At 76.1% G+C, this 22,458-nt stretch carries 18 protein-coding genes and 1 riboswitch; of the genes, 11 read left to right on the forward strand and 7 right to left on the reverse strand.

All coding sequences use genetic code 11. The annotated features are described in order from the left end of the window. Nucleotides 1–26: 26 nt before the first annotated feature. Both IO40_RS0114895 and IO40_RS0114900 read right to left on the reverse strand, forming a co-directional pair. The gene (locus IO40_RS0114895) at nt 27–1,298 is read right to left on the reverse strand and encodes a hypothetical protein (RefSeq protein WP_016468134.1); all 1,272 of its coding nucleotides are present in this window, start codon (nt 1,296–1,298) and stop codon (nt 27–29) included. Nucleotides 1,299–1,568: 270 nt separating this feature from the next. Beyond that, nucleotides 1,569–2,717, reverse strand: coding sequence for an alpha/beta hydrolase family protein (locus IO40_RS0114900; RefSeq protein ID WP_016468135.1), 1,149 nt, complete (start codon nt 2,715–2,717; stop codon nt 1,569–1,571). Nucleotides 2,718–3,008: 291 nt separating this feature from the next. On the opposite strand from IO40_RS0114900, the gene IO40_RS0114905 reads away from it, so the two are divergent. The 11 genes from IO40_RS0114905 (at nt 3,009) to IO40_RS0114955 (ending at nt 17,069) form a co-directional block, all read left to right on the forward strand. Further along, nucleotides 3,009–4,334: an inorganic phosphate transporter gene (locus IO40_RS0114905; protein WP_016468136.1), complete on the forward strand. Its 1,326-nt coding sequence runs from the start codon at nt 3,009–3,011 to the stop codon at nt 4,332–4,334. 30 nt (nt 4,335–4,364) lie between these two features. Next, on the forward strand, nt 4,365–4,577 hold the full coding sequence (locus IO40_RS0114910; RefSeq protein ID WP_016468137.1) for a hypothetical protein: 213 nt from the start codon (nt 4,365–4,367) through the stop codon (nt 4,575–4,577). A gap of 156 nt (nt 4,578–4,733) precedes the next feature. Beyond that, nucleotides 4,734–4,851, forward strand: a riboswitch (cobalamin riboswitch). A 166-nt stretch (nt 4,852–5,017) separates the two neighbouring features. Beyond that, nucleotides 5,018–6,046, forward strand: a complete 1,029-nt coding sequence (locus IO40_RS0114915) for a cobalamin biosynthesis protein (protein ID WP_016468138.1) — start codon at nt 5,018–5,020, stop codon at nt 6,044–6,046. After that, nucleotides 6,043–7,608 (forward strand): cobyric acid synthase, encoded by a 1,566-nt coding sequence (locus IO40_RS0114920; RefSeq protein WP_016468139.1) that lies wholly within the window; start codon nt 6,043–6,045, stop codon nt 7,606–7,608. The genes IO40_RS0114915 and IO40_RS0114920 overlap by 4 nt, the downstream gene beginning before the upstream one ends. Nucleotides 7,609–7,780: 172 nt before the next feature. Beyond that, complete coding sequence (locus IO40_RS0114925; protein ID WP_016468140.1) at nt 7,781–9,898, forward strand: putative cobaltochelatase; 2,118 nt, start codon at nt 7,781–7,783, stop codon at nt 9,896–9,898. After that, a complete protein-coding gene (gene cobO / locus IO40_RS0114930) occupies nt 9,898–10,506 on the forward strand; it encodes a cob(I)yrinic acid a,c-diamide adenosyltransferase (RefSeq protein WP_016468141.1) in 609 nt (202 codons plus the stop codon). Before IO40_RS0114925 ends, cobO begins: the two co-directional genes overlap by 1 nt. Before the next feature lie 28 nt (nt 10,507–10,534). Continuing rightward, nucleotides 10,535–12,007, forward strand: a complete 1,473-nt coding sequence (locus IO40_RS0114935) for a cobyrinic acid a,c-diamide synthase CobB (protein ID WP_016468142.1) — start codon at nt 10,535–10,537, stop codon at nt 12,005–12,007. Then, nucleotides 12,004–12,486, forward strand: coding sequence for a cobalamin biosynthesis protein (locus IO40_RS0114940; protein ID WP_016468143.1), 483 nt, complete (start codon nt 12,004–12,006; stop codon nt 12,484–12,486). Before IO40_RS0114935 ends, IO40_RS0114940 begins: the two co-directional genes overlap by 4 nt. After that, a complete protein-coding gene (gene cobC, locus IO40_RS0114945; protein WP_016468144.1) occupies nt 12,483–13,562 on the forward strand; it encodes an Rv2231c family histidinol phosphate aminotransferase CobC in 1,080 nt (359 codons plus the stop codon). Before IO40_RS0114940 ends, cobC begins: the two co-directional genes overlap by 4 nt. Nucleotides 13,563–13,670: 108 nt before the next feature. Further along, entirely contained in the window at nt 13,671–14,984 is a 1,314-nt protein-coding gene (locus IO40_RS0114950; protein ID WP_031175541.1) for an alpha/beta fold hydrolase, read from the forward strand. Between the two features lie 318 nt (nt 14,985–15,302). After that, the gene (locus IO40_RS0114955) at nt 15,303–17,069 is read left to right on the forward strand and encodes an MOSC domain-containing protein (RefSeq protein ID WP_137016910.1); all 1,767 of its coding nucleotides are present in this window, start codon (nt 15,303–15,305) and stop codon (nt 17,067–17,069) included. Between the two features lie 57 nt (nt 17,070–17,126). Here IO40_RS0114955 and IO40_RS0114960 read toward each other — a convergent pair whose 3' ends face one another. The 5 genes from IO40_RS0114960 to IO40_RS35875 form a co-directional block, all read right to left on the reverse strand. Beyond that, nucleotides 17,127–18,239, reverse strand: coding sequence for an FAD-dependent oxidoreductase (locus IO40_RS0114960; RefSeq protein WP_016468148.1), 1,113 nt, complete (start codon nt 18,237–18,239; stop codon nt 17,127–17,129). Nucleotides 18,240–18,349: 110 nt separating this feature from the next. Further along, complete coding sequence (locus IO40_RS0114965; RefSeq protein WP_030408672.1) at nt 18,350–18,763, reverse strand: DnaJ family domain-containing protein; 414 nt, start codon at nt 18,761–18,763, stop codon at nt 18,350–18,352. A gap of 41 nt (nt 18,764–18,804) precedes the next feature. Continuing rightward, nucleotides 18,805–19,542, reverse strand: a complete 738-nt coding sequence (locus IO40_RS0114970; RefSeq protein WP_016468150.1) for a DsbA family oxidoreductase — start codon at nt 19,540–19,542, stop codon at nt 18,805–18,807. 105 nt (nt 19,543–19,647) lie between these two features. Beyond that, complete coding sequence (locus IO40_RS0114975; protein WP_016468151.1) at nt 19,648–20,250, reverse strand: hypothetical protein; 603 nt, start codon at nt 20,248–20,250, stop codon at nt 19,648–19,650. A 236-nt stretch (nt 20,251–20,486) separates the two neighbouring features. Then, nucleotides 20,487–22,400: a carboxyl transferase domain-containing protein gene (locus IO40_RS35875; RefSeq protein ID WP_041968938.1), complete on the reverse strand. Its 1,914-nt coding sequence runs from the start codon at nt 22,398–22,400 to the stop codon at nt 20,487–20,489. Nucleotides 22,401–22,458: the final 58 nt, after the last annotated feature.

Below are 22,458 nucleotides of genomic sequence, written 5' to 3' on the forward strand. Positions count from 1 at the left end.
CGGCCCGGCGCCGCCGGGCGCGGGGTTCACTCGCCGCCGGTGTGGACCTGGAACGCGGCCCGGCGCACGGCCTTGGCCAGCGCCGGGTCCGGATGCGCCGCGGCCAGCGCCACCAGCACCTGGACGGTGCGCGGGTGCCCGGTGGCCCGTACGTCCTCCAGCAGCCGGGGGACCGAGCCCTGGACGGCGGTGCCCAGGTGGTCGACGAGCAGCTGGGCCTCGCCGTGGTCGGTGACGGCCGCCGCGGTGTCCACCCACAGCCACGTCGCCTCCTCGCGGGTGAGCACACCGGGGGCACCGCCCGCCAGGTCCTCGGGATCGGTGCCGGCCTGCTCGGCGAGCCACAGCAGCGCGTAGGGCCGCAGCACCGGCTCGGCGGCGGCCTCCTGCACGGCCTCCTCGGCGGGTGCGCCCACCACCCGCAGCGCTTCGAAGGCCAGGCCCCTGATCAGCGCGTCGTCGCCGCGCGCGGCCTCCAGCAGCTCGGTGACGGCGTGCCCGGTGGGCCGTGCGGCGAGCCAGGCGCGGTACTCGTCGCGGGCCGGGCCGGGCGTCATCCGGGCGCAGCCGCGCAGCATCTCCTCGGCGGACTGCTCGATGTTGCCGGCGGGGCTCTGCGCCGCGATGCAGATCTGCTCCAGCTTCGTCCACACCGCCCAGTGGCCGAGCGGGGTCAGGACGGCGGAGCCGTGCCGCAGCCCGGTCTCCTCGGCGGCCTCCTCGTCGGGGCAGCGGGTGAGGGCGCCGACGGCGGACAGCCCGTCCAGCGCCCAGTCGAGCAGCCCCGGCAGGGCGACCCCGACCACGGCGCGGCCCGCCTCCTGGCCGGTGTCCCGTTCGGCGCGCAGCTCGGCGATGCGCTGCGCCAGCAGGTCGTGCAGCATCTCGAAGGTGACGGGCCCGCCGGACAGGTGCATGACCGACAGGAACTGGGGCACGGCCTCCACGACCTCGGCGACCAGGCCCTGGTCGTGCGCCAGGGGACCCGGGTGGGCCAGCGACCAGGCGTCGAAGAGGGCGACCCAGCCGCGCAGTACGGCGCTGTCGTCGCGGTCCCAGGCGCGCAGCCGCCAGCCGGCGCGCGCCGTCCCGTCGTGGAGTTCGATCAGCCCGGCCAGCTTGGCCCGGTCCCAGTGGGCGCGCACCTGCCGGACGGTCATCCGCAGGTCCTCGCCGGCCTGCCGGGCCTCGTCGCCCGCGTGCGGGGACCGGCCGGTGCGGGCCGCCCAGTGGGCGAGGCGGACGGCGTCGGCGAGGCAGGCGCGGGCCTGCCGGGCGAGCTGGTCGCGGGGCGGCATACCGTCCGGCTGCCGCGGCGTCCGTGCGGAACGCCTGGTCGTCACGGTGCGCCGGGCAGCCGCGACGGGTTGTCGGGGGACGAGGCGGAGCCGGTTGTCTCGCGGAGTACGGGACGTCGTCACAGGAGCAGTCTTCATGCTGCGCCGTCGAAACCCAAACCTGGGGTGCCATATCCGGTCGTCGGCGGCGCGCGCTCCGTCTCCCGGAGGGGCCGGCGGCTGCGGCCGGGCGGGCGCCGTCTGCTGAATGCCCCTCAGCGTGACGCGGTCTCACATGAGGGGCGTCAGGAAGCGGCGGAGCTTCTCCTCGTAGGCGTGCGGGTCCGCGTTCCACATGGCGGCGTGCGGGGCGTGCGGCACCCGGTGGAGGGTGACCAGCGGGTCGTTGCGCGCGGCCAGGACGCGGGAGCCGTCCCAGGGGGCGATGGTGTCGGCGGGGCCGTGGAAGATCAGCGTGGGGACGGTGGGGCCGCCGGGGACGGTCTGCGCCGCGGCGGGCAGCCCCGCTCTGCCCTGCACGGCGCGGACGACGAGCGGCAGCAGTGCCGCGGGGGTGCCGCGGGAGGCGGCCAGGGCGCGGACGGTGCGCTGCCAGTCGAGGACCGGGGAGTCCAGGACGAGCCCGACGACGTGCTCGCGCAGCGGGGAGTTGGCGGCGGCCTGGAGCGCCATGGTGGCGCCGGCGGACCAGCCGTGCAGGATGACGCGGCGGGCGCCGTTGCCGACGGCGTACCGGATGGCGGCGTCCAGGTCGCGCCATTCGGAGTTGCCCAGGTGGCCGATGCCGTCCGGGGGCGGGGGCGCGCCGGGGTCGCCGCGGTAGCTGACGTCGAGCACCGGGAGGCGGCGGCTCACGTAGAAGGGGAGCAGCGTCATGGGGTGCTCGCGGGTGGCGCCCAGGCCGTGCACGGTGATGACCCAGGCGGCGCGGTCGCCGGACACGAACCAGGCGGGCAGCGGGCCGAGTTCGCCGGGGATCTCCACGTCGGCGTAGTCCAGGCCGAGGGCCTCGCCGGGGTCGCCGGCGTGCACCTGCGGGGTCAGGCGTACGGTGGCGCCGGTGCTCAGCCGGCCGCGGCTGACCCGGCGCAGTTCGCGGACGACCGCGTGCGGGCGGGGCTGCGCGGCGGTCTCGTCCTCGACAACGGGGCCGACGACCGCGTGCACGCCCCGGCCGGTCAGCCCGTAGACGCCGGGGAGGCGGGCGGCGAGCGAGCGGGTCACGGCGACACGGCCGTCCTCGTGCGTGTGGACGGTCAGCCGGGTGCCCTCGAATCCGGCGGTGGGTCTGCTGCCGCCGTCGGTGCGGGGGCGTGGCGGGCGGAGCGCCACACCGGCGGCGTACCGGCCGGCCGCCAGGGTGGCGGCGCCGGTACCGAGCACGCAGGTGGCGGCCAGTGCCGCGGTTCGCAGACGCATCCCCTCCAGTGTTGACGCGCGCGGCGGCTCCAAACCACCGGGATGCGGCGGCGGAGTGACATCCGGCCGGGGTGTGCGGCACCGCGGGGCGGGCCGGTGCCGGGCGGCGCGCCGGGCCCGTGCCGGCCTGCGGTGTCGGCGCTGGAACGGCCCGTCGGCGTAGTGTGATCTGTCCCACACAACAGACGCCGGGGGGTGACACCTCGACGCCTGCCCCAGTTCACCTGCTGTTCACTCGCCGTACTTACGTTCACGGCGTCAAATGCCCCTCGAACTGATTGTGCCTGGTGAATGGAACACATCACGCTTCTCATCGGGATCGTGATCGTCACGGCCTTGGTGTTCGACTTCACGAACGGCTTCCACGACACGGCCAACGCCATGGCCACCACCATCTCCACGGGGGCACTGGCTCCGCGGGCGGCGGTGGCGATGTCCGCGGTCCTCAACCTCCTCGGCGCGTTCCTGTCCGTCGAGGTGGCCAAGACCATCTCCTCCGGGATCATCGACGAAGGCTCCGGCGTCCAGCCCGAAGTGATCTTCGCCGGGCTGGTGGGCGCGATCATCTGGAACCTGCTGACCTGGCTCGCCGGGCTGCCCTCCAGCTCCTCGCACGCCCTGATGGGCGGCCTGATCGGGGCGACGATCGCCGCGGTCGGCACCGGCGCGGTCAACGGTGATGTCGTCGTCATGAAGGTCCTCATCCCCGCGCTCGCCGCGCCGCTGGTCGCCGGCATCGCCTCGCTGTGCGCCACCCGGCTCACCTACCGGGTCGCCCGCGACGCCGACGAGGGGCGCACCGCCAAGGGCTACCGCGCCGGCCAGATCACCTCGGCCGCGCTGGTCTCCCTCGCGCACGGCACCAACGACGCGCAGAAGACCATGGGTGTCATCACCCTGGCCCTGGTCACCGGCGGTGTGCTGGCGCCCGACTCCGACCCGCCGGTGTGGGTCATCGCCTCGGCGGGCCTGGCCATCGCGCTGGGCACCTACCTGGGCGGCTGGCGCATCATCCGCACCATGGGCAAGGGCATCACCGACATCCAGCCCCCGCAGGGCTTCGCCGCCCAGACCAGTGCGGCGGCCACCATCCTGGCCTCCTCGCACATCGGCTTCTCGCTGTCCACCACGCACGTGTGCTCCGGCGCGGTGATGGGCTCCGGCCTCGGCCGCAAGGGCAGCGTCGTGCGGTGGTCGACGGCGGGACGCATGGTCATCGGCTGGGCGCTGACCCTGCCGGCCGCCGGTGCCGTCGCCGCGGGCGCCGCGCTGCTGGCCGAGCAGGGCGACTGGGGCGTGGCGACCGTCGCCGTGCTGACCGTGGCGGCCTGCGGCGCCATCTGGCTCCGCTCGCGCCGCACCCCGGTGGACCACACCAACGTCAACGACGTCGAGGAGACGGCCGGGACGCAGCCCGCCGAGGCTCCCGTGCCGGCGCCCGCCGCCGCCTCCCCGGCGGTGGGAGAGCCCGAGCCGGCCGGAGTGGTCACCACCGCCATGCGGGCCGTCGCCCCGCCGCCGCCCCCGGCGGGAGTGGCCCTCGGGGCCGAGGGAGCGGCCCAGGAGGAGACCCCGTCCGCGCCGAGCCGGCCCGCCTCCGCGGGCAGCCTCTCCTGACCCCGTCGCACCTTCGGAAGGGATGACCGCATGAACATCGACTGGGCCGCTCTCGGCCAGGTCTTCGGGGTCAGTCTGCTGGCGACCGTGGGACTCGTCGGCGTCTTCACCGTCGGCATCGTCGCCGGCTCCCCCCGGGCCTCGGGCGCCGCTCCCTCGGCGCTGGGCCGTACCGGCTCCTACGTCTGCTACGCGGTGTGCCTGGCGGCGGTCGCGTACGGCATCTACCTCATCGCCGCCTAGCCGTCCCGGCGGCCGGCGCGGCACGCGAGGGGGTGCGGGATGTCTCCCGCACCCCCTCGCGGTGTGTCTGCTCACACTCCCCCGTCGCAGGTCAAGGGCGAGTTGACGGGGTCAGTCGGGCGTGGTGGACTTCCGGTGCCCAACGGCGGCACGGAGAGGAAGCCGGTGCGAATCCGGCGCGGTCCCGCCACTGTCACCGGGGAGCGTCACCCAGCGAGCCACGGCCCACGCGGCTGGAAGGCGGGAGCGGCGCGGATCCGGGAGCCAGGAGACTCTCGCCGCCGGTCGAGTCGAGCCAGGGCGAGGACCCTGAGTGAGGACACCGTCATGCGTGGCTGCGCCGCCATATCCCCGTCGTCCCCGTCGTTCCCGGCATCTGCTGCCGTTCCGGCCTGCCTTCCGCTCCCCGCAGCGGGTGCCCGCGCCCGGCGCGCGGCGTGATGCGGGCCGGTGACCGCCGCGGCAGCGGCCCCCTCACCGGTGCGCGGACGGGCGGACCCCGCCCCGGCTGCTGGGCGGCCGGCGCCGTGCTGGGATACGCCGCCGACGCGCTGCTGGGCGACCCCGTACGCGGCCACCCCGTCGCCCTCTTCGGGCGGGCCGCCGCGGCGCTGGAGCGCCGGATGTGGCGCGACCACCGGGGGGTGGGCGCGCTGTACACCGTGCTGTGCGCGGGCGGCGCCGTCGCCGTCGGGGGCGCGCTGGACAGGGGTGCGCGCGCCCTGGGCCGCCCCCCGCTGCCCGGGATCGCCGTGACCGCCGCCGCCACCTGGGCGGTGCTGGGCGGTACGTCGCTGACCCGGGAGGCGCGGGCCGTCGGTGCCCTGCTGGAGGCCGGGGACCTGGCCGCGGCCCGCGAGAGGCTGCCCGCACTGTGCGGGCGCGACCCGCAGCACCTGGACGGGCAGGAGATCGCCCGCGCGGTGGTCGAGTCGGTCGCGGAGAACACCTCGGACGCCGTCGTGGGCGCCCTGGTGTGGGGCGCGCTGGCGGGCGTGCCGGGGCTGCTGGGGTTCCGCGCGGTCAACACCCTGGACGCGATGGTGGGGCACCGCTCCCCGCGCCACCGCAGGTTCGGCTGGGCGTCGGCGCGGCTGGACGACGCCGCGGGCCGGCCCGGCGCCCGGCTGACGGCCGCCCTCGCCGCCGCTGCCGGGCCCGATCCGCGGGGTGCCGTACGGGCCTGGCGTACGGACGCGCACCGCCATCCGAGCCCCAACGCGGGCCCCGTCGAGGCCGCGTTCGCGGGCGCGCTGGGCGTACGGCTGGGCGGGACGCTGTCCTACGGGGGCCGCACCGAGCACCGGCCCGTCCTCAACAGCGCGGGACGCGCGGTGCGTTCCGCCGACATCGAGCGTGCGGTGCGGCTCTCCCGCCGGGTGGGCATGCTCGCGCTGGCGGCCGGCTGCGCGCTGGGCGGGGCCCTGCGGCGGGCCCGGCGCGTCACTGACGAGAGGGGAGCACGGTGACCGGGGGCGGACTGCTGGTGGCGGGGACCACGTCGGACGCCGGCAAGAGCGTGGTGACGGCGGGCATCTGCCGCTGGCTGGCCCGCAAGGGCCTGCGGGTGGCGCCGTTCAAGGCGCAGAACATGTCGCTCAACTCGTACGTGACGCGGCAGGGCGCCGAGATCGGCCGTGCGCAGGCCATGCAGGCGGCGGCGGCCCGCACCGAGCCGAGCGCGCTGATGAACCCGGTGCTGCTCAAACCGGGCGGCGACCGCACCAGCCAGGTGGTGCTGCTGGGCAAGCCGGTGGGCGAGATGTCGGCCCGCGGCTACTTCGGGCGCCGTACCGGCGAGGCGGGCGGCGTGCGGTACGGGCGGCGCGAGGAGCTGCTGGAGACCGTGGTGGGCTGCCTGGAGGAGCTGCGGCGCACCCACGACGCGGTGATCTGCGAGGGGGCCGGCAGCCCCGCGGAGATCAATCTGCGCCGCAGCGACATCGTCAACATGGGGCTGGCGCGGGCCTGCCGGCTGCCGGTGGTGGTGGTCGGCGACATCGACCGCGGCGGGGTGTTCGCCTCGCTGTTCGGGACGACGGCGCTGCTGTCCCGGGAGGACCAGGAACTGGTGGCCGGCTATCTGGTCAACAAGTTCCGGGGTGACGTCTCCCTGCTGGAGCCCGGCCTGGAGATGCTGCGCGGGCTGACGGGCCGGCCCACCCTGGGGGTGCTGCCGCACCGGCACGGGCTGGGCATCGACGAGGAGGACGGGCTGCGGGTCTCGCTGCGGGGCACCGTGCGCGAGTCCGCCGTCGCCGCGCCCCACGGTGCCGACGTGCTCCGGGTCGCGGTGCTGCCGGTGCCGCTGATGTCGAACTTCACCGACGTGGACGCGCTGGCGGCCGAACCGGGTGTCGTCGTGCGCTTCTGCGACCGCCCGGAAGAGCTGGCCGACGCCGATCTGGTCGTCGTCCCCGGCACCCGCGGGACGGTGCGGGCACTGGCGTGGCTGCGTGACCGGGGGCTGGCCGCGGCACTGGCGCGGCGGGCCGCCGAGGGCCGGCCCGTGCTGGGCATCTGCGGCGGCTACCAACTGCTGGGCGAGCGCATCGAGGACGAGGTGGAGTCCCGCGCGGGCGTCGTCGAGGGGCTGGGACTGCTGCCGGTGCGGGTGCGGTTCGCCCGGGACAAGACCCTCGCCCGGCCGCACGGCACCGCCCTGGGCGAACCGGTGGACGGTTACGAGATCCACCACGGGGTGGCCGAGGTGCTGGGCGGCGAGGCGTTCTTGACCGGTGCGGACGGCCGGGCGCTGGACGGCTGCCGGGCCGGCACCGTGTGGGGCACCCACTGGCACGGCTCGCTGGAGTCGGACGGCTTCCGCCGCGCCTTCCTGCGCCGGGTCGCCGCCGACGCGGGCCGCGCCTTCGTGCCCGCGCCCGACACCCGGTTCGCCGCGCTGCGCGAGGAACAGCTCGACCGGCTCGGCGACCTGATCGAGGAGCACGCGGACACGGCGGCCCTGCTCCGGCTCATCGAGGAGGGCGTACCGACGGGTCTGCCGTTCGTCGCCCCGGGAGCGCCGTGACCGTCGCTCCGCCCGGCGCCCGCCCGCCACGCGCCGCACGCCGGGGCGGCCGGCGTGCGCTGCCGCCAGGCCCCGCGCCGACCGCGCGGGGCCGAGGCGCCCCCACCGACTTGTGCTGTCGCGTTCCGCTGAGCGCGACGTGTCCGACCGAAGCCGCTCGAAGGAGTGACGCGTGATCCCCTATCCCTTCCCCGCCCTCGTCGGCCAGGAGGACTTGCAGCTCTCCCTTCTGCTGAACGCCGTCTCCCCCGCGATCGGCGGCGTCCTGGTGCGCGGCGAGAAGGGGACCGCGAAGTCCACCGCCGTCCGGGCGCTGACCGCGCTGCTGCCCCCGGTCGAGGTCGTCGCCGGCTGCCGCTTCTCCTGCGACCCCGCCTCGCCCGACCCCGGCTGCCCGGACGGCCCGCACGCCGTCGGAGCGGGCACCGGTGAGACGCGCCCGGCCCGCATGGTGGAGCTGCCGGTGGGCGCCTCCGAGGACCGGCTGGTGGGCGCGCTCGACATCGAACGGGCCCTGTCCGAGGGTGTGAAGGCGTTCGAGCCCGGCCTGCTGGCGGACGCGCACCGGGGCATCCTCTACGTGGACGAGGTGAACCTGCTCCACGACCATCTGGTGGACCTGCTGCTGGACGCCGCCGCCATGGGCTCCTCCTACGTGGAGCGGGAAGGCGTCTCCGTACGGCACGCCGCCCGTTTCCTGCTGGTGGGCACCATGAACCCGGAGGAGGGCGAGCTGCGCCCGCAGCTGCTGGACCGGTTCGGGCTCACGGTGGAGGTGGCCGCCTCCCGGGAGCCGGAGCAGCGGGTGGAGGTCGTCAGGCGGCGGCTGGCCCACGACGACGACCCGGAAGCGTTCGCGGCGCGCTGGGCCGACGAGGAGCAGCGGCTGCGGGAGCGCATCGCGGCGGCCCGCGCGCTGCTGCCGCGGGTGCGGCTCGGGGATGCGGCGCTGCGGCAGATCGCGGCGACCTGCGCGGCGTTCGAGGTGGACGGCATGCGCGCCGATCTGGTGATGGCCCGTACGGCGACGGCGCTGGCCGCCTGGGCGGGGCGCGATCAGGTCGAGCAGGCCGACGTGCGGCAGGCCGCGCTGCTGGCCCTCCCGCACCGGCGGCGGCGCAACCCGTTCGACGCGCCGGGGCTCGACGAGGAGATGCTGGACCGGACGCTGGAGGAGCACGCCCCGCAGGAGGACGAGGGGCCCGAGCCCCCGGACGGCGGCCCCGGCGACGGGCCGGACGGCGGTCCCGGTGACGGACCCGACGGCGGGCCCGGCGGCGGGGGCGGAGTGCCGCCGCAGGACGCGCCGTCGCAGTCCGGGCAGGCCCCGCGGGACGAGGGCGGGCCGGCGGATCGGCCCTCGCTGCCCGAGCAGGCCGGCCCGGCGGCCCAGGAGCCCTCCGGCACGGGGACGGGCGCCCAGGCCCCGGCGGCGCCGCAGCCCGCGGCTCCCGCGGGTGAGCCGTTCAAGGCGCGTGCGCTGACCGTTCCCGGTCTCGGCGAGGGCGCGGCGGGCCGGCGCTCGCGGGCCCGTACGGCGCACGGCCGCACCACGGGGGCGCGCCGCCCGCAGGGGGCGCTCGGCAAGCTGCATCTGGCGGCCACCGTGCAGGCGGCGGCGCCGCACCAGCAGGCGCGCGGGCGCCGCGGCAGCGGTCTGGTGGTGCGCCGGGACGATCTGCGCGAGGCGGTCCGCGAGGGGCGCGAGGGCAACCTCGTGCTGTTCGTGGTGGACGCCTCGGGTTCGATGGCGGCGCGGCAGCGGATGAGCGCGGTCAAGGGCGCGGTGCTGTCGCTGCTGCTGGACGCCTACCAGCGGCGGGACAAGGTCGGCATGGTGACCTTCCGGCGCGGTGACGCCGAGGTGACGCTGCCGCCGACCTCGTCGGTGGACGCGGCGGCGGCCCGGCTGGAGACGCTGCCGACCGGTGGCCGCACCCCGCTGGCGGCGGGGCTGCTGCGGGCCCGCGAGGTGCTGCGGGTGGAGCGGCTGCGGGACCCGGCGCGGCGTGCGCTGCTGGTGACGGTCACCGACGGGCGGGCCACCGGGGGGCCGGAGCCGCTGGTGCGGGCCCGGCAGGCTGCGGGGCTGCTGGCGGCCGACGGGGTCGCCTCGGTGGTCGTGGACTGCGAGCAGGGGCACGTGCGGCTGGGGCTGGCCCGGGAGCTGGCGCAGTACCTGGGCGGCGAGGCCGTCACGCTCGACGAACTGCGCGCGGACGCGGTGACCGCACTCGTCCGCCGTACGACCGGCGCACAGGACGCACGTATCGCAGGGAGGGCCGCGTAATGCCGAAGGGACAGCCGAGTGTCGTGCCGCAGGACGGCTTGACCACCCGTCAGCGCCGCAACCGGCCGCTGGTCGCGGTGCACACGGGGACCGGGAAGGGGAAGTCGACGGCCGCGTTCGGGATGGCGCTGCGCGCCTGGAACCAGGGCTGGCCGGTCGGGGTCTTCCAGTTCGTCAAGTCCGCCAAGTGGAAGGTCGGCGAGGAGCGGGCCCTCAAAGTGCTCGGCGACACGGGCGAGGGCGGCACCGTGACCTGGCACAAGATGGGCGAGGGCTGGTCGTGGCTCAAGCGCAACGTGCAGGACGCGGAGCTGAGCAACGAGGCGGCGGCCCGGGAGGGCTGGGAGCAGGTCAAGCGGGACCTTGCCGCCGAGACGTACCGGCTGCTGGTGCTGGACGAGTTCGCCTATCCGCTGCACTGGGGCTGGGTGGACGTCGCCGAGGTGGTCGAGGTGCTGCGGGAGCGGCCCGGCACCCAGCACGTGGTCGTCACCGGCCGCAACGCGCCGCAGGAGCTGATCGACGCGGCCGACCTGGTCACCGACTTCTCGAAGGTCAAGCACCCCATGGACGCGGGCCAGAAGGGCCAGAAGGGCATCGAATGGTGAGTGCGGCACCGAGGGGCGGGGGCGCCGCGTGATCCGGGTACCGCGCCTGGTCGTCGCGGCGCCCTCCTCCGGGAGCGGCAAGACGACGGTGGCGACCGGGCTGATGGCGGCGTTCGCCGGGCGGGGCCTGGCCGTCTCCCCCCACAAGGTGGGCCCCGACTACATCGACCCCGGTTATCACGCGCTGGCCACCGGGCGTCCGGGCCGCAACCTGGACGCCTATCTGTGCGGACCCGAGCGGATCGCACCGCTGTTCGGGCACGGCGCGGCGGGTGCCGACCTGGCCGTGGTCGAGGGGGTGATGGGGCTCTACGACGGTGCCGCGGGCCAGGGCGAACTGGCCTCCACCGCGCACGTGGCCAAACTGCTGCGGGCCCCGGTGGTGCTGGTGGTGGACGCCTCCTCGCAGTCCCGGTCGGTGGCGGCCCTCGTGCACGGCTTCGCCGCCTGGGACCCGGGCGTGCGGGTGGCGGGGGTGATCCTCAACAAGGTGGGCTCCGACCGGCACGAGGAGCTGCTGCGGGAGGCGCTGGAAGGCTCGGGGGTGCCGGTGCTGGGCGTCCTGCGGCGCACGAAGGTGGTGCGCGCGCCCTCCCGGCACCTGGGCCTGGTGCCGGTCGCCGAACGGCGTGCGGAGGCCGTCGAGTCGGTGGCCGCGCTCGCCGGACGGGTGCGTGAGGGCTGCGACCTGGACGCGCTGCTGGCTCTTGCGCGGTCGGCGCCGCCGCTGCCGGACGAGCCGTGGGACGCCGTCCGCGAGCTGGCGGCCGAGCCGGTGGGGCGCAGGCCCCGGGTGGCGGTGGCGGGCGGCGCGGCGTTCACCTTCTCCTACGCCGAGCACACCGAGCTGCTGCGGGCGGCGGGGGCCGAGGTGGTGCCGTTCGACCCGCTGCGGGACGAGGCGCTGCCGCACGGCACGGCGGGTCTCGTCGTGGGCGGCGGCTTCCCCGAGGTGTACGCCCCGGAACTGTCCGAAAATCGACCCCTGCGGCAGCAGATCGCGGCGTTCGGCGGGCCGGTCGCCGCCGAGTGCGCCGGACTGCTGTACCTCGCACGCGAACTCGACGGCGCCCCCATGTGCGGGGTGCTCGACGCCCGCGCACGGATGGCGGAGCGGCTGACCCTCGGATACCGGGAGGCCGTGGCCGTCACCGACAACGTGCTCGCCCCGGCCGGCACCCGGGTGCGCGGCCACGAGTTCCACCGCACCGAACTGGTGCCCGGCGCCGGCCCGGAACCCGCCTGGGGACTGGTGGCGCCCGAGCGGCGCGCCGAGGGCTTCGCGCAGCACCAGGTGCACGCCTCCTACCTGCACGTCCACTGGGCGGCTGCCCCGGCGATGGCCGCCCGCTTCGTGGCCGGGTGCGCCCGGCGGTGGGAGGCGGGCGGTACCGGGGAAGCCGCCGGGACGGGGGAGGCGGGCGGCACCGGGAAGGCCGCCGACGTCGCGAAGGCGGGCGGCACCGGGGAGGGCGTCGGCAGTACGAGGAGCACGGCGTGAGGCCGGACGGCACCCACCCCGGCCCCCGACCCGGCCCCCGTCTCGTCACCGTCGGCATCGGCAGCTGCGCCGGGGTGACGGCCGAGGAGGTGCACGGCCTGGTCACCGCCGTGCTGGCGACCGCCGGCCTCGCCCCCGGGGACGTCACGGCACTGGCGACCGTCCTGGCCCGTGCCGCGGAGCCCGGCCTGCTGGCCGTCTCGCGGCGCCTGGCGCTGCCGCTGCTGGCCTACGACGCGCGGGCGCTGGCCCGCGTCCGGGTACCGCACCCCTCGGGCTTCGCCCGGACCGCGGTGGGCACCCCCTCCGTCGCCGAGGCGGCTGCCCTGCTGGCGGGCGGCGGCGGCCCCGGCTCACTCGTCCAGGGCGGCGCCCCCGCGCTGCTGGTGCCCAAGACCACCTCGCGGCCCGGCGACGGCGTGCCCGCACGGGCCACCGCGGCCGTGGCCGCCCTCACCGTCCCCGGGAGCGACACATGACCACCTTCGCCGACACCGGGCTGCGCCACCACGGCGACGCGGAGGTGCGCGGCGCCGGCGCCGGGCTGACCGACCTGGCCGTCAACGTGCGCACCGGCACGCCCCCGGCCTGGCTGCGGCAGCGGCTGGCCGCCTCGCTGGAGACGCTGGCCGCCTACCCGGACGGCGCACCGGCCCGTCACGCGGTCGCCGTCCGGCACGGGCTGGCCGACGACCAGGTGCTGCTGACGGCCGGCGCGGCGGAGGCGTTCGTCCTGCTGGCCCGCGCGCTGCCGGCCCGCTGCCCGGTGGTGGTGCACCCGCAGTTCACCGAGCCGGAGGCCGCGCTGCGCGACGCCGGGCACCGGGTGCGGCGGGTGCTGCTGCGCCCCCAGGACGCCTTCCGGCTCGACCCGGCGGCGGTGCCGGACGCGGCGGACCTGGTGGTGGTCGGCAACCCCACCAACCCGACCTCCGTGCTGCACCCGGCCGCCGGTCTGGCGCGGCTGGCCCGCGAGGGGCGCACGCTCGTCGTCGACGAGGCCTTCGTGGACGCGGTGCCGGGCGAACGCGAGTCCCTCGTACCGCTGCTGGGCACCCTGCCGGGGCGCACCGTGGTGCTGCGCAGCCTCACCAAGACGTGGGGGCTCGCCGGGCTGCGTGTCGGCTATGTGCTCAGCGACCCGGAGACCGTCCGCACGCTGGCCCGCCACCAGCCGCTGTGGCCCGTCTCGGCGCCCGCGCTGACGGCCGCCGAGGCGTGCAGCACCCCCGGTGCGCTGGCCGAGGCCGAGGAGGCCGCCCGGCGTTTCGCCCGGGACCGCGACCATCTGCGCGCCCGTCTGGCCGGGCTGCGCGAGGCGGGGATCGGCGAGGCCACGCCCTGCCCGCAGGGGCCGTTCCTGCTGGTGCGGCACCCGCGGGGCGCGGCGGTACGGGAGCGGCTGCGCGAACTGGGGTTCGCGGTACGGCGCGGGGACACCTTTCCCGGCCTGGGCACGGAGTGGTTCCGCATGGCGGTGCGGGACCCGGCGACGAGCGACCGCTTCGCGGCGGCACTCGAAAGCGCGCTCGCCTCGCTGCCCGACGCCTCCTGACTCCCTCGCGGCCGGCTGACGCCCGCTGTCGGCCCGCTCCCGGACAGTTGCGGTCACCTGATCGAATGGGACCGGCCACCCCCGCACCGACCTTCGGAGGAGCAGAACATGCCCGCCACCCTGCGGCACCCCGGCACCGTGCTGAGAGACCACGTCTTCGCCGTCCCCCTCGACCACGACCGGCCGGACGGCGAACAGATCGAGGTGTACGCGCGCGAGGTGGTGGCCGCCGGGCACGAGGACGACCGGCTTCCGTGGCTGCTGTTCCTCCAGGGCGGCCCCGGCTCCGGCGGGCCCCGGCCGGTGGGCCGCTCCGACTGGCTGGAGGTGGCGCTGCGCCACTACCGGGTTCTCCTGCTCGACCAGCGCGGCACCGGCCGCTCCACCCCGGCGAACCGGCAGACGCTCGCGGCGCGCGGCACACCCGAGCAGCAGGCCGCCTATCTGGCGCACTTCCGCGCCGACGCCATCGTCCGCGACGCCGAACTGGTGCGCGAGCGGCTGCTGGGCGAGGACGGCTGCTGGTCCACCCTCGGCCAGAGCTTCGGCGGGTTCTGCACCCTGGCCTACCTCTCCCTCGCCCCCGGACACCTGCGGGAGGCGTTCGTGACGGGCGGGCTGCCGGGGCTGCGGGTGAGCGCGGACGAGGTCTACCGCGCCGCCTATCCGCGGGTGGCGGCCAAGAACGCGGCGCACTACGAGCGCTACGCGCAGGATGTCGGGACGGTGCGCCGGATCGCCGAGCACCTGGCCGAGCACGACGTACGGCTCCCGGACGGCAGCCGGCTGACGGTGGAGCGCTTCCAGTTCCTCGGGATGCTGCTGGGCCAGGGCTCCGGCTCGCACACCCTCCACTATCTGCTGGAGGACCCGTTCGTGCGCACCCCGCAGGGCCCCCGGCTCTCCGACACCTTCCTCGAAGGCGTACGGGCCCAGGTGTCGCTGGCGGCCAACCCGCTGTTTGCCGCGCTGCACGAGCCGATCTACGCCCAGCGTTCGGTCAGCGGCGAGGGCACCCGCTGGGCGGCGCAGCGCGTGCGCGGGGAGTTCCCCGCCTTCGACGCCGCGCGGGCGCTGGAGGGGGACGGGCCGGTGCTGTTCACCGGCGAGATGATCTACCCGTGGATGTTCGACCTCGACCCGGCGCTGGTGCCGCTGCGCGAGGCCGCACATCTGCTGGCCGAGCGGGGCGACTGGCCCGACCTGTACGACACGGAGCGGCTGGCGGCCAACGAGGTGCCGGTGTACGCGGCCGTCTACCACGACGACATGTACGTCGACCGCGACCACTCGCTGGCCACCGCACGCGCCGTGCCCGGCGTCCGCACCTGGATCACCAACGAGTGGGAGCACGACGCGCTCCGCGTCAGCCGCGGCGCCGTCCTCGAACGGCTGATCGGAGTGGCGCGGGGCGAGGTGTGAGCGGCGGCGCCGGCGCGGCCTGAGCACACGCCGGCGCCCCCGACGCCGCTGGCGAACCGGACACGGGGCCCCGGCGTGCGAGTCAGCACACCGCCAGAGCGCTGCCGGAAACCTGCCGGAACACGGCGGGAACACTGCCGGGGCCGGGCCGCAAGCCGGGCCCGGGCCCGGCCAGCCGGACGGCGGACGGTGCGTACGGCAGCCGGGCGAGTCGCGGTGATGCCGCACCACCGGGTGCGGAATTCCCCCTGGTACCGGTGTGGACGGGCTCCCGCGATGGGCACCCGGTCCTCCCCACGACCCGAGGGAGTGCAGACCGTGCCGCAACTCGCCCGCATCGCCCGCATCGTCAGGCACCCCGTCAAAGGACTGCCGGGCCACGACCTCGACCGGGCCCGGCTGTCCCCGGGCCGGGGCGTCCCCGGCGACCGCGTGTTCGCCTTCGCCCGGCGCCCCGTCCCGGCAGGCGGCGGCTGGGCGTCCACCAGACACTTCCACACCCTCTGCGCCGCGCCCGATCCCGCGGACGGCCGGGTCCGGATCGACGAGGACGCCCGGGAGGCCACCCTGACGCACCCCGTCTGGTCCGGCCTCACCGTCCCGCTGGACCCGCCCTCCCCCGGCAAGGTGGCCGACACCGACTGGTTCGGCGGGGCGGAGCTGCACCGCGCCCGGGAGGGCTACTGCGACGACCGGGGCACCGTCTCCCTGGTCAACCTCGCCTCCGTCGAAGCCCTCGCCGAGACGGTCGGCCGCCCCGTCGACCCGCTCAGGTTCCGCGCCAACCTGCTGCTGGCCGGCCTGCCCGCCTGGGCCGAGCTGGACCTTCCCGGGGCCCGCCTGACCGTCGGCGACGCCGAACTGGAAGTGCTCCACCCGATCAACCGGTGCGCCGCCACGAGCGTGGTGCCCGGCCGCGCGCACCGGGACCTCAACGTCCCGGCGGAGCTGGCCACCCGGTTCGGGCACCTGTACTGCGGGCTGCGGGCCCGGGTGGTGCGGGCCGGCACGGTACGCGGCGGCGACCCGGTGGAACTGACGGGACGGGGACGGCCGACACCGCTGCACGGCGGCCCCGGACCCCGCTCCTGGCCGCGCCGCGCCCGGGTGGACGAACGCGTCCGGCACGGCGACGGTGCGGTCAGCCTGTGGCTGACGGACCCGCTGGCCGGCGAGCGCGACGCCCCGCGCCCCGGCCAGCACGTTGTGGTCACCGCCCACACACCCGACGGTCCGCTGTGGCGGGCCTACACCGTCTCGGCACACGACGCGGACAGGCTGCGCATCACCGTCAAGCGGGAGCCCTCCGGGCGCATGTCGTCCTATCTGCACAGCCACGCCCGCCCGGGCACCCTGCTGACCCTCTCCGGGCCGCACGGCGGCACCGTCCTGGACGACGAGCCCGGCCGGCCGCTGCTGCTGGCCTCGGCCGGCATCGGCATCACCCAGACCGTCGCCCTGCTGCGCGGCTGCGCGGCCGAACAGCCCGCCCGCCGCGTCGAGGTGGTCCACACCGCGCGCCGCCCCGACGACCTGGCGCTGTGGCCGGAGGTGCTGGCACTCGCCGAACGGCTGCCGCACGCCCGCACCCGGCTCCACCTGACCAGGACCGGCGACCGGGAAGCCGCCGAGTGGCACGCGGAGCGGGGTCGCCCGGTGCTCGACGACGCGGACCCGGCGGCCACCGCCTTCCTGTGCGGGCCCCCGTCCTTCCTGGAGACCGCCCGCCGCGCGCTCACCACCGCCGGAATCCCCGCAGAACGCGTCCACCAGGAGGTGTTCGTCTCCCCCGGATCGTCCGGCATCACCCCGCAGGAGCCCCCGGAGGGCCCCTTCAAGGTCTCCTTCTCCACCTCGGGCCGGGTCGCACGCTGGCAGCCCGCGGACGGCAGCCTCTCGGAGCTGGCCGAGGCCCAGGGCCTCACCGTCCCGTCCGGCTGCCGTGCCGGGGCCTGCCGGAGCTGCGCCAGGCCGCTGCGCGGCGGCCGGGTCGTCTACCCCACGCCGCCCGCGCTGCCGCCCGACCCCGGTACGGCGCTGCTGTGCGTGGCCGTACCGGCGGAGGACACCGACATCGACCTGTGACCGCCCCCGGCAGCCCGAGCCCCGCCCCGGCGCGGGCCGACTGGCCGCGACGCGGGCTCAGGCCGCGTCGGACGGGAGGAGATCGTCGAGGAGCGCGGCGCAGTCCCGGGCGGCCTGTGCCGAACGGGACAGCATCACTTCCTCGTAGGCGCGCACGGCGTCCTCCACGGTGGACCCGGCGACGAGGGCCTCGGCAAGTTCGGCACCGTCGAGCATGGCGAGATTCGCGCCGAGCCCCACCGGGGGCATCAGATGCGCGGCGTCACCCAGCAGCGTGATGCCGGACCGGTGCTCCCACACGTGCGGGACGGGCAGCACGAACACGGGCCGGCTCACGAACCCGCCGTCGTTGCCCCGTACGAGGCCGAGCAGGCTCTCGTGCCACCCCTCGAACACCCCAAGCAGGTGCGCGCGGACAGCAGCCGTGTCCCCGACGTCCACGCCGGCGGCCACGTGCCAGTCGTGCGGGGCCCGGAAGGCGGCGTAGACGCGGACGTGCCCCTTGCTGTTGCGCTGGGCCAGCAGCGCCTTGCCGCCGCTGCCCGCCAGCATGGTGCCCTCGCCGACGAGTTCGGCGACCTCGGGGTGACGGGCCTCGCAGTCCTCGAAGCCGGCCTCGACGAAGGTGACCCCGGCGTAGTCGGGCGTGGCGTCCGACAGGGCCGGGCGGACCCGCGACCAGGCACCGTCGGCGCCGACCACCAGATCGGCCTCCTCGCAGCTCCCGTCGTCCAGCAGGAGCCGCCACGTGCCGTCCGGCAGCGGGGTGACGCCCGCCACGGCGCTGCCCCACCGGACGGTGCCCTCGGCGAGGGAGTCCAGGAGCAGGCCGCGCAACTGGCCGCGGTCGATCTCCGGGCTGTCGTCGTCGTGCGCCGGGGGCCCCGCGACGGGCAGCACCGCCGCCGTCACCGGGTCGAGCAGCCGCCATCCCTGGCTCTCGGGACGCGAGACGGCGCGGAACCGGTCGAGCAGACCCGTTGCGCGCAGCGCCGCCTGCCCGGTGCCCGCGTGGATGTCGAGACTGCCGCCCTGGGGCCGGGCACCGGCGGACACGTCCCGTTCGAAGACGGTGACGGGCCGGCCGTGGCGTTGCAGGACACGGGCACAGACGAGACCCCCGAGACCGGCTCCGACGACGGCGACACGGGGGTGGGAAGGGGAGGCCATGGGACTGTCCTCTCTACAGACGGATGATTCGCCGGAAGATGCGGGAAGACGCACGGATCTTCCGGGCACATGCGCAAAGAAAGCACATCCGTCCGAACAGGCACCAACGATTAACGCGAATCCCTGTGCGATCGCTCCGCGCGCCACCGCCGCACGGCACGCTCCACGTCGAACGGGACCAGCCGGTGCGGCGGCCCCTCCGGCGGCGTGCGCACGGCCTCCTCGATCCGGACGTTGATGTCCGTCAGGATCGCCCGGACCTCCGCCTCGGAACGCGCCCGGGCAGCTCGCTCCTCCGCCTCCTGCGCGTCCTTGCGCAGCACCAGCGACGGCGGCAGGTACGACAAGTTCTCGTCGCGCATCTTGCGCTCCACCCACCACTGCTCGGTGTACGGAGCGTCCAGATCCGGCAGCGGCTTGCCCGCACCGGGCAGGTTCGCGAACTCGCCGCGCTCCTCGGCCTCCCGGATCTGCCGGTCGGCCCACGTCTCGAAGCCGACGCCCGGGGGCTTGCGTTCCGTCATCCCCGTTCCCTTCACCTCGGGTCCGCGCACGGCGGCGCGGGTCAGTGCCGGTGCGCGGGCACCTCGCACGAACCGTCCGCACACACGGGTGCGTCCTCGTGCCCGGCCGTCGCCCCGGCCACCTGGACGAGGCCGCCCGCCGCCGCGTACGCCTGCTCCAGAGCCCGGGTGAAGACCTCGGCGGGCTGGCCCCCGGAAACCCCGAAGCGGCGGTCCAGCACGAAGAACGGTACGCCGGTGGCACCCAGGGAGGCCGCCTCCCGCTCGTCGGCCCGCACCTGGGCGGCGTACGCGTCCGGGTCGGCCAGCACCCGCCGCACCTCCGCCTCGTCCAGCCCGGCCCCGGTGGCGACGGCGACCACGGTCTCCGCGTCCCCCAGCGGCAGCAGATCGGCGAAGTTCGCCCGGTAGAAAGCGTCCAGCAAGGCGCTGTGCACGGCCGTCCCCTGCTCCTTGGCATGGTGCAGCAGGCGATGCAGCCCGAAGGTGGAGCCCGCCGTCAGCCGGCCCAGCTCATAGCCCAGCCCCTCGCCGTGCGCGGCCTCGGCGACCCGCGCCTCGGCGGCCTGAGCCTCCTGGGGGCTCAAGCCGTACTTGTCCGCCAGGTGCCGCACGACCGGCTCACCGCCGGGACCGTCCGCGTTCGGGTCCAGCTCGAAGGAACGGTGCACCACCTCGACCTCGTCCCGGTGAGCGAAGGCCGCCAGCCCCTTCTCGAACCGGGCCTTGCCGATGTAACACCACGGACAGGCGATGTCCGCCCAGATCTCCACACGCATACGCGGGGGAACAGCGGACGCCCGGTGCCTATTCCGCACTTGTGCGGTCCGAAAACGGAGCGTTCCAGCCTGTGACCACGCTTCGGCGTCGAGATGCCGTCACCGTCACCTGCTCTCATTGCTGGCCGCTGGGTCGCAGGGAAGCGCACGGCTCCACAGTTCTTCGGCGTGTTCCGCGAAGCGGTCGAACATTCCCCCGGCGCCCTGTCGGCGGAGGTGCAGCAGCGGGGAGTCGTGGCCGACGAGACGCGCGAGGTGGGGCGTGACCAGTGCCTCGTTGTCGAACCGGAACACGGACAGGCTCACGTGGTTGACCGCGTCCGGCGGGGCGGAGACCCGCGTCTCCACACCGGGCAGCGAACCGAGACGGTCGAGATGTTCCAGCGTGATGCGAATGCGCGTGGACACGGACAGCGCCACGTCCTCGATCTCCTCGCGCTGCCTGGTCACCTCTCCGTCCGGGTCCCCGAGCAGGAAGCGGACGCGGCATCCGGCATGCGCCTTGCGCCTGACCGTGTCGGCGAAGTGCGGGACCTGGGTCCAGAAGAAATAGTTCGTGTAACCGGCGAGGAACACCTCTCCGCTCGCCGCTTCGACCAGTTCGGACCAGACCGTGGACGGGCACGCGGAACGGTACGGGTAGCTGTGGACCAGCTCCCGGTCGTGGCCTGCCTTGACGCGCTCCTGCACAACCTTTGGCCAAAGCATGTCCTCATCCACTCCCAGCGCTCGACAGGCGTCCGCTCGGTTCCTCGCGTGCGGGGTGAGATCCGCGTTGCTCAGCCATCTTTCCGCCTGCTGGGTGGATACCCGTTCACGTACGCGGACTGACGCGGTGTCGCCGATTACCGGGAGCTGGCAGCCTGCGGGAACCGCGCCCGGGCGGGTGGTGACTGGACGACCGTCGCCGACTGCAACGTCCTCATGCGGCGCCACCCCGACGGTCACTGAGAGTGGTGTGCCGGCGGGACGATGCCGCGGGCCACGCCGAGGGCGACGACGTCCTGGGGGCGCAGCCGCAGCGCGTCGGCCGTCTCCGCGACACGGCCGGAGTCGCGTTTGAGGATGGCGGCGGCCGACTCCGGCGCGATGACGGAGAAGTAGCTGTCCGGGGTGACCCACAGCCGGCCGGGCGCGGCCAGGGCGAGGGCGCCGCCGGAGCCGCCCTCGCCGATCAGCAGCGAGGTGACGGGCACCGGTGACTCCGCGACGGCGGCGAACGTCTCTGCGATGGCGGGACCGGCACCGGCCGCCTCCGCGTCGGGCCCGTTGGCGGCGCCGGGCGTGTCGATGAGGGTGAGGACGGGGATGCCGAGCCGGGCGGCCAGGCGCAGCAGGCGGGTGGCGGTGCGGTATCCGGCGGGCCGGGTGGGGGTGCCGCACTGGGCGGCGAAGGCGACGGTCCGCCCGTCCCGCAGTCCGAAGCCGCACCGCATGCCCGGGTCGGTCCCGCCGCAGCGGTCGCCGTTGATCTCCTCACGGCTGTCGAAGTACGCGTCCAGGTAGGCGGCGGCGCGGGGCCGTCCGGCGGCCCTTGCCCGCGCCACGGCGGCCATGCCGCTGCCGGGCGCCACGGCAGCGTAGGTCCCTTCCACCGAGGCGTGCGGCCCGTCGCCCGTTTGCGGCTCGGCGGCGGCCCGGTCCGTTCCGGCGGGTGCGTCGGGGGCAGACGGCCCCGACCCCGGCGGCGAAGCCGTGGCCCGCACCTCGGGTGCGGGGTGCTCGCCCGCCGGCCCGGGCGGCCCCTCTCCGGCGGACCCCTCGGCCCCCGGTGGCGAGGCCGTGGCACGTACGCCGGGCCCGGGCGGCGGTGCGGCGCCAGCAGGTGTCCCGGCGCCGGACGGCGGGGCGGTGGTGGGGGTCCCGGACACGGGTGCGGGCCCCACCGTGTGCGCCCCGGCGCCGGACGGCGGAGCGGCCGTGGGAGCCCCAGGAACGGGCGCGGGCCCCACGGTGTGCGCCCCGGCACCAGACGGCAGCGCCTCCGCCCGCTCCCCCCGCCGACGCGGCGGCGCCTCCGCCCCCTCTTCCCCAAGGTGCGGCCCCGACTCCTCCCCGAGGTGCCGCCCCCGCGTCAGCGCGTGCGGTACCGGTGCGGGTTCGGGTGGTGCGGGGGTGCCGTCCGGGGCGTGGCGGGGGCCGGCGGTCAGGAGGGTGAGCCAGTGGGCGAGGGTCCGGGCCAGCTCGTGGGCGGGTACCAGTTGGTCGAGGTGGCCGGCCGCGTACTGGGCCTCCGCCGTGTAGGCGGCCGGGTCCGCGTCGGGCGGCCGGACCCGGGAGCCGGCGAACGCGACCTGTGCGCCGGGCAGCCCCAGCACGATGTCCGCACCGGCGGCGAGGGTGGCCCATCCGCCGCCCGTGGTCGGGTCGCGGACGACGGCGAGCTGCGGCAGCCCCGCCGCGCGGGTCAGCGCGGTCTGCCGGGCGACGCGCTGGAGCTGGCTGAGGGCGCGCATGCCCTCCTGCATGCGGCTGCCGCCGGTGGCCACGAGGGTGACGACGGGCAGCCGCAGCCGGCGGGCCTGCTCGTGCGCGGTCTCGACGAGGTCACCGGTGCGGGCCCCGAGGGAGCCGCCGAGGAAGCCGAACTCGAAGGAGAGCAGCACCGCTTCGCGGGCGCCGATCCGCCCGGTGCCGCACACCACGGACTCCTGTTCGCCGGTGCGTTCCCGGGCGCGGGCCCGCGCTGCGTTGTAGCCGGGCCAGCCCAGCGGTCCGTCGGGTGGTTCGGGCGTGGCGGGCGGGCCGGTCTCGAACTCCCGGAAGTGGTCGGCGACCTGGGCGAGCACGTCCCGTGCCGAGGCCGTAGACCGACCGCCGCCGTCCCCTCTCGCGCCGTCGGGTCCCGTGGGTGTCATGCCTCCAGCCTGCGGCACCGGGTGCCGCATGTCACCCGCTCCGGCCGCCGGGCCCGGC

The sequence above is a fragment of the Streptomyces albus subsp. albus genome, assembly GCF_000725885.1.
GTDB lineage: Bacteria > Actinomycetota > Actinomycetes > Streptomycetales > Streptomycetaceae > Streptomyces > Streptomyces albus.

Excerpts from the sequence above, each read along its gene's own strand:
- IO40_RS0114895 (WP_016468134.1), bottom strand. The coding sequence starts at position 1,298 with ATGCCGCCCCGCGACCAGCTCGCCCGGCAGGCCCGCGCCTGCCTCGCC.
- IO40_RS0114900 (WP_016468135.1), bottom strand. The coding sequence starts at position 2,717 with ATGCGTCTGCGAACCGCGGCACTGGCCGCCACCTGCGTGCTCGGTACC.
- IO40_RS0114905 (WP_016468136.1), top strand. The coding sequence starts at position 3,009 with ATGGAACACATCACGCTTCTCATCGGGATCGTGATCGTCACGGCCTTG.
- IO40_RS0114910 (WP_016468137.1), top strand. The coding sequence starts at position 4,365 with ATGAACATCGACTGGGCCGCTCTCGGCCAGGTCTTCGGGGTCAGTCTG.
- IO40_RS0114915 (WP_016468138.1), top strand. The coding sequence starts at position 5,018 with ATGCGGGCCGGTGACCGCCGCGGCAGCGGCCCCCTCACCGGTGCGCGG.
- cobO (WP_016468141.1), top strand. The coding sequence starts at position 9,898 with ATGCCGAAGGGACAGCCGAGTGTCGTGCCGCAGGACGGCTTGACCACC.
- cobC (WP_016468144.1), top strand. The coding sequence starts at position 12,483 with ATGACCACCTTCGCCGACACCGGGCTGCGCCACCACGGCGACGCGGAG.
- IO40_RS0114950 (WP_031175541.1), top strand. The coding sequence starts at position 13,671 with ATGCCCGCCACCCTGCGGCACCCCGGCACCGTGCTGAGAGACCACGTC.
- IO40_RS0114960 (WP_016468148.1), bottom strand. The coding sequence starts at position 18,239 with ATGGCCTCCCCTTCCCACCCCCGTGTCGCCGTCGTCGGAGCCGGTCTC.
- IO40_RS0114965 (WP_030408672.1), bottom strand. The coding sequence starts at position 18,763 with ATGACGGAACGCAAGCCCCCGGGCGTCGGCTTCGAGACGTGGGCCGAC.
- IO40_RS0114970 (WP_016468150.1), bottom strand. The coding sequence starts at position 19,542 with ATGCGTGTGGAGATCTGGGCGGACATCGCCTGTCCGTGGTGTTACATC.
- IO40_RS0114975 (WP_016468151.1), bottom strand. The coding sequence starts at position 20,250 with ATGCTTTGGCCAAAGGTTGTGCAGGAGCGCGTCAAGGCAGGCCACGAC.
- IO40_RS35875 (WP_041968938.1), bottom strand. The coding sequence starts at position 22,400 with ATGACACCCACGGGACCCGACGGCGCGAGAGGGGACGGCGGCGGTCGG.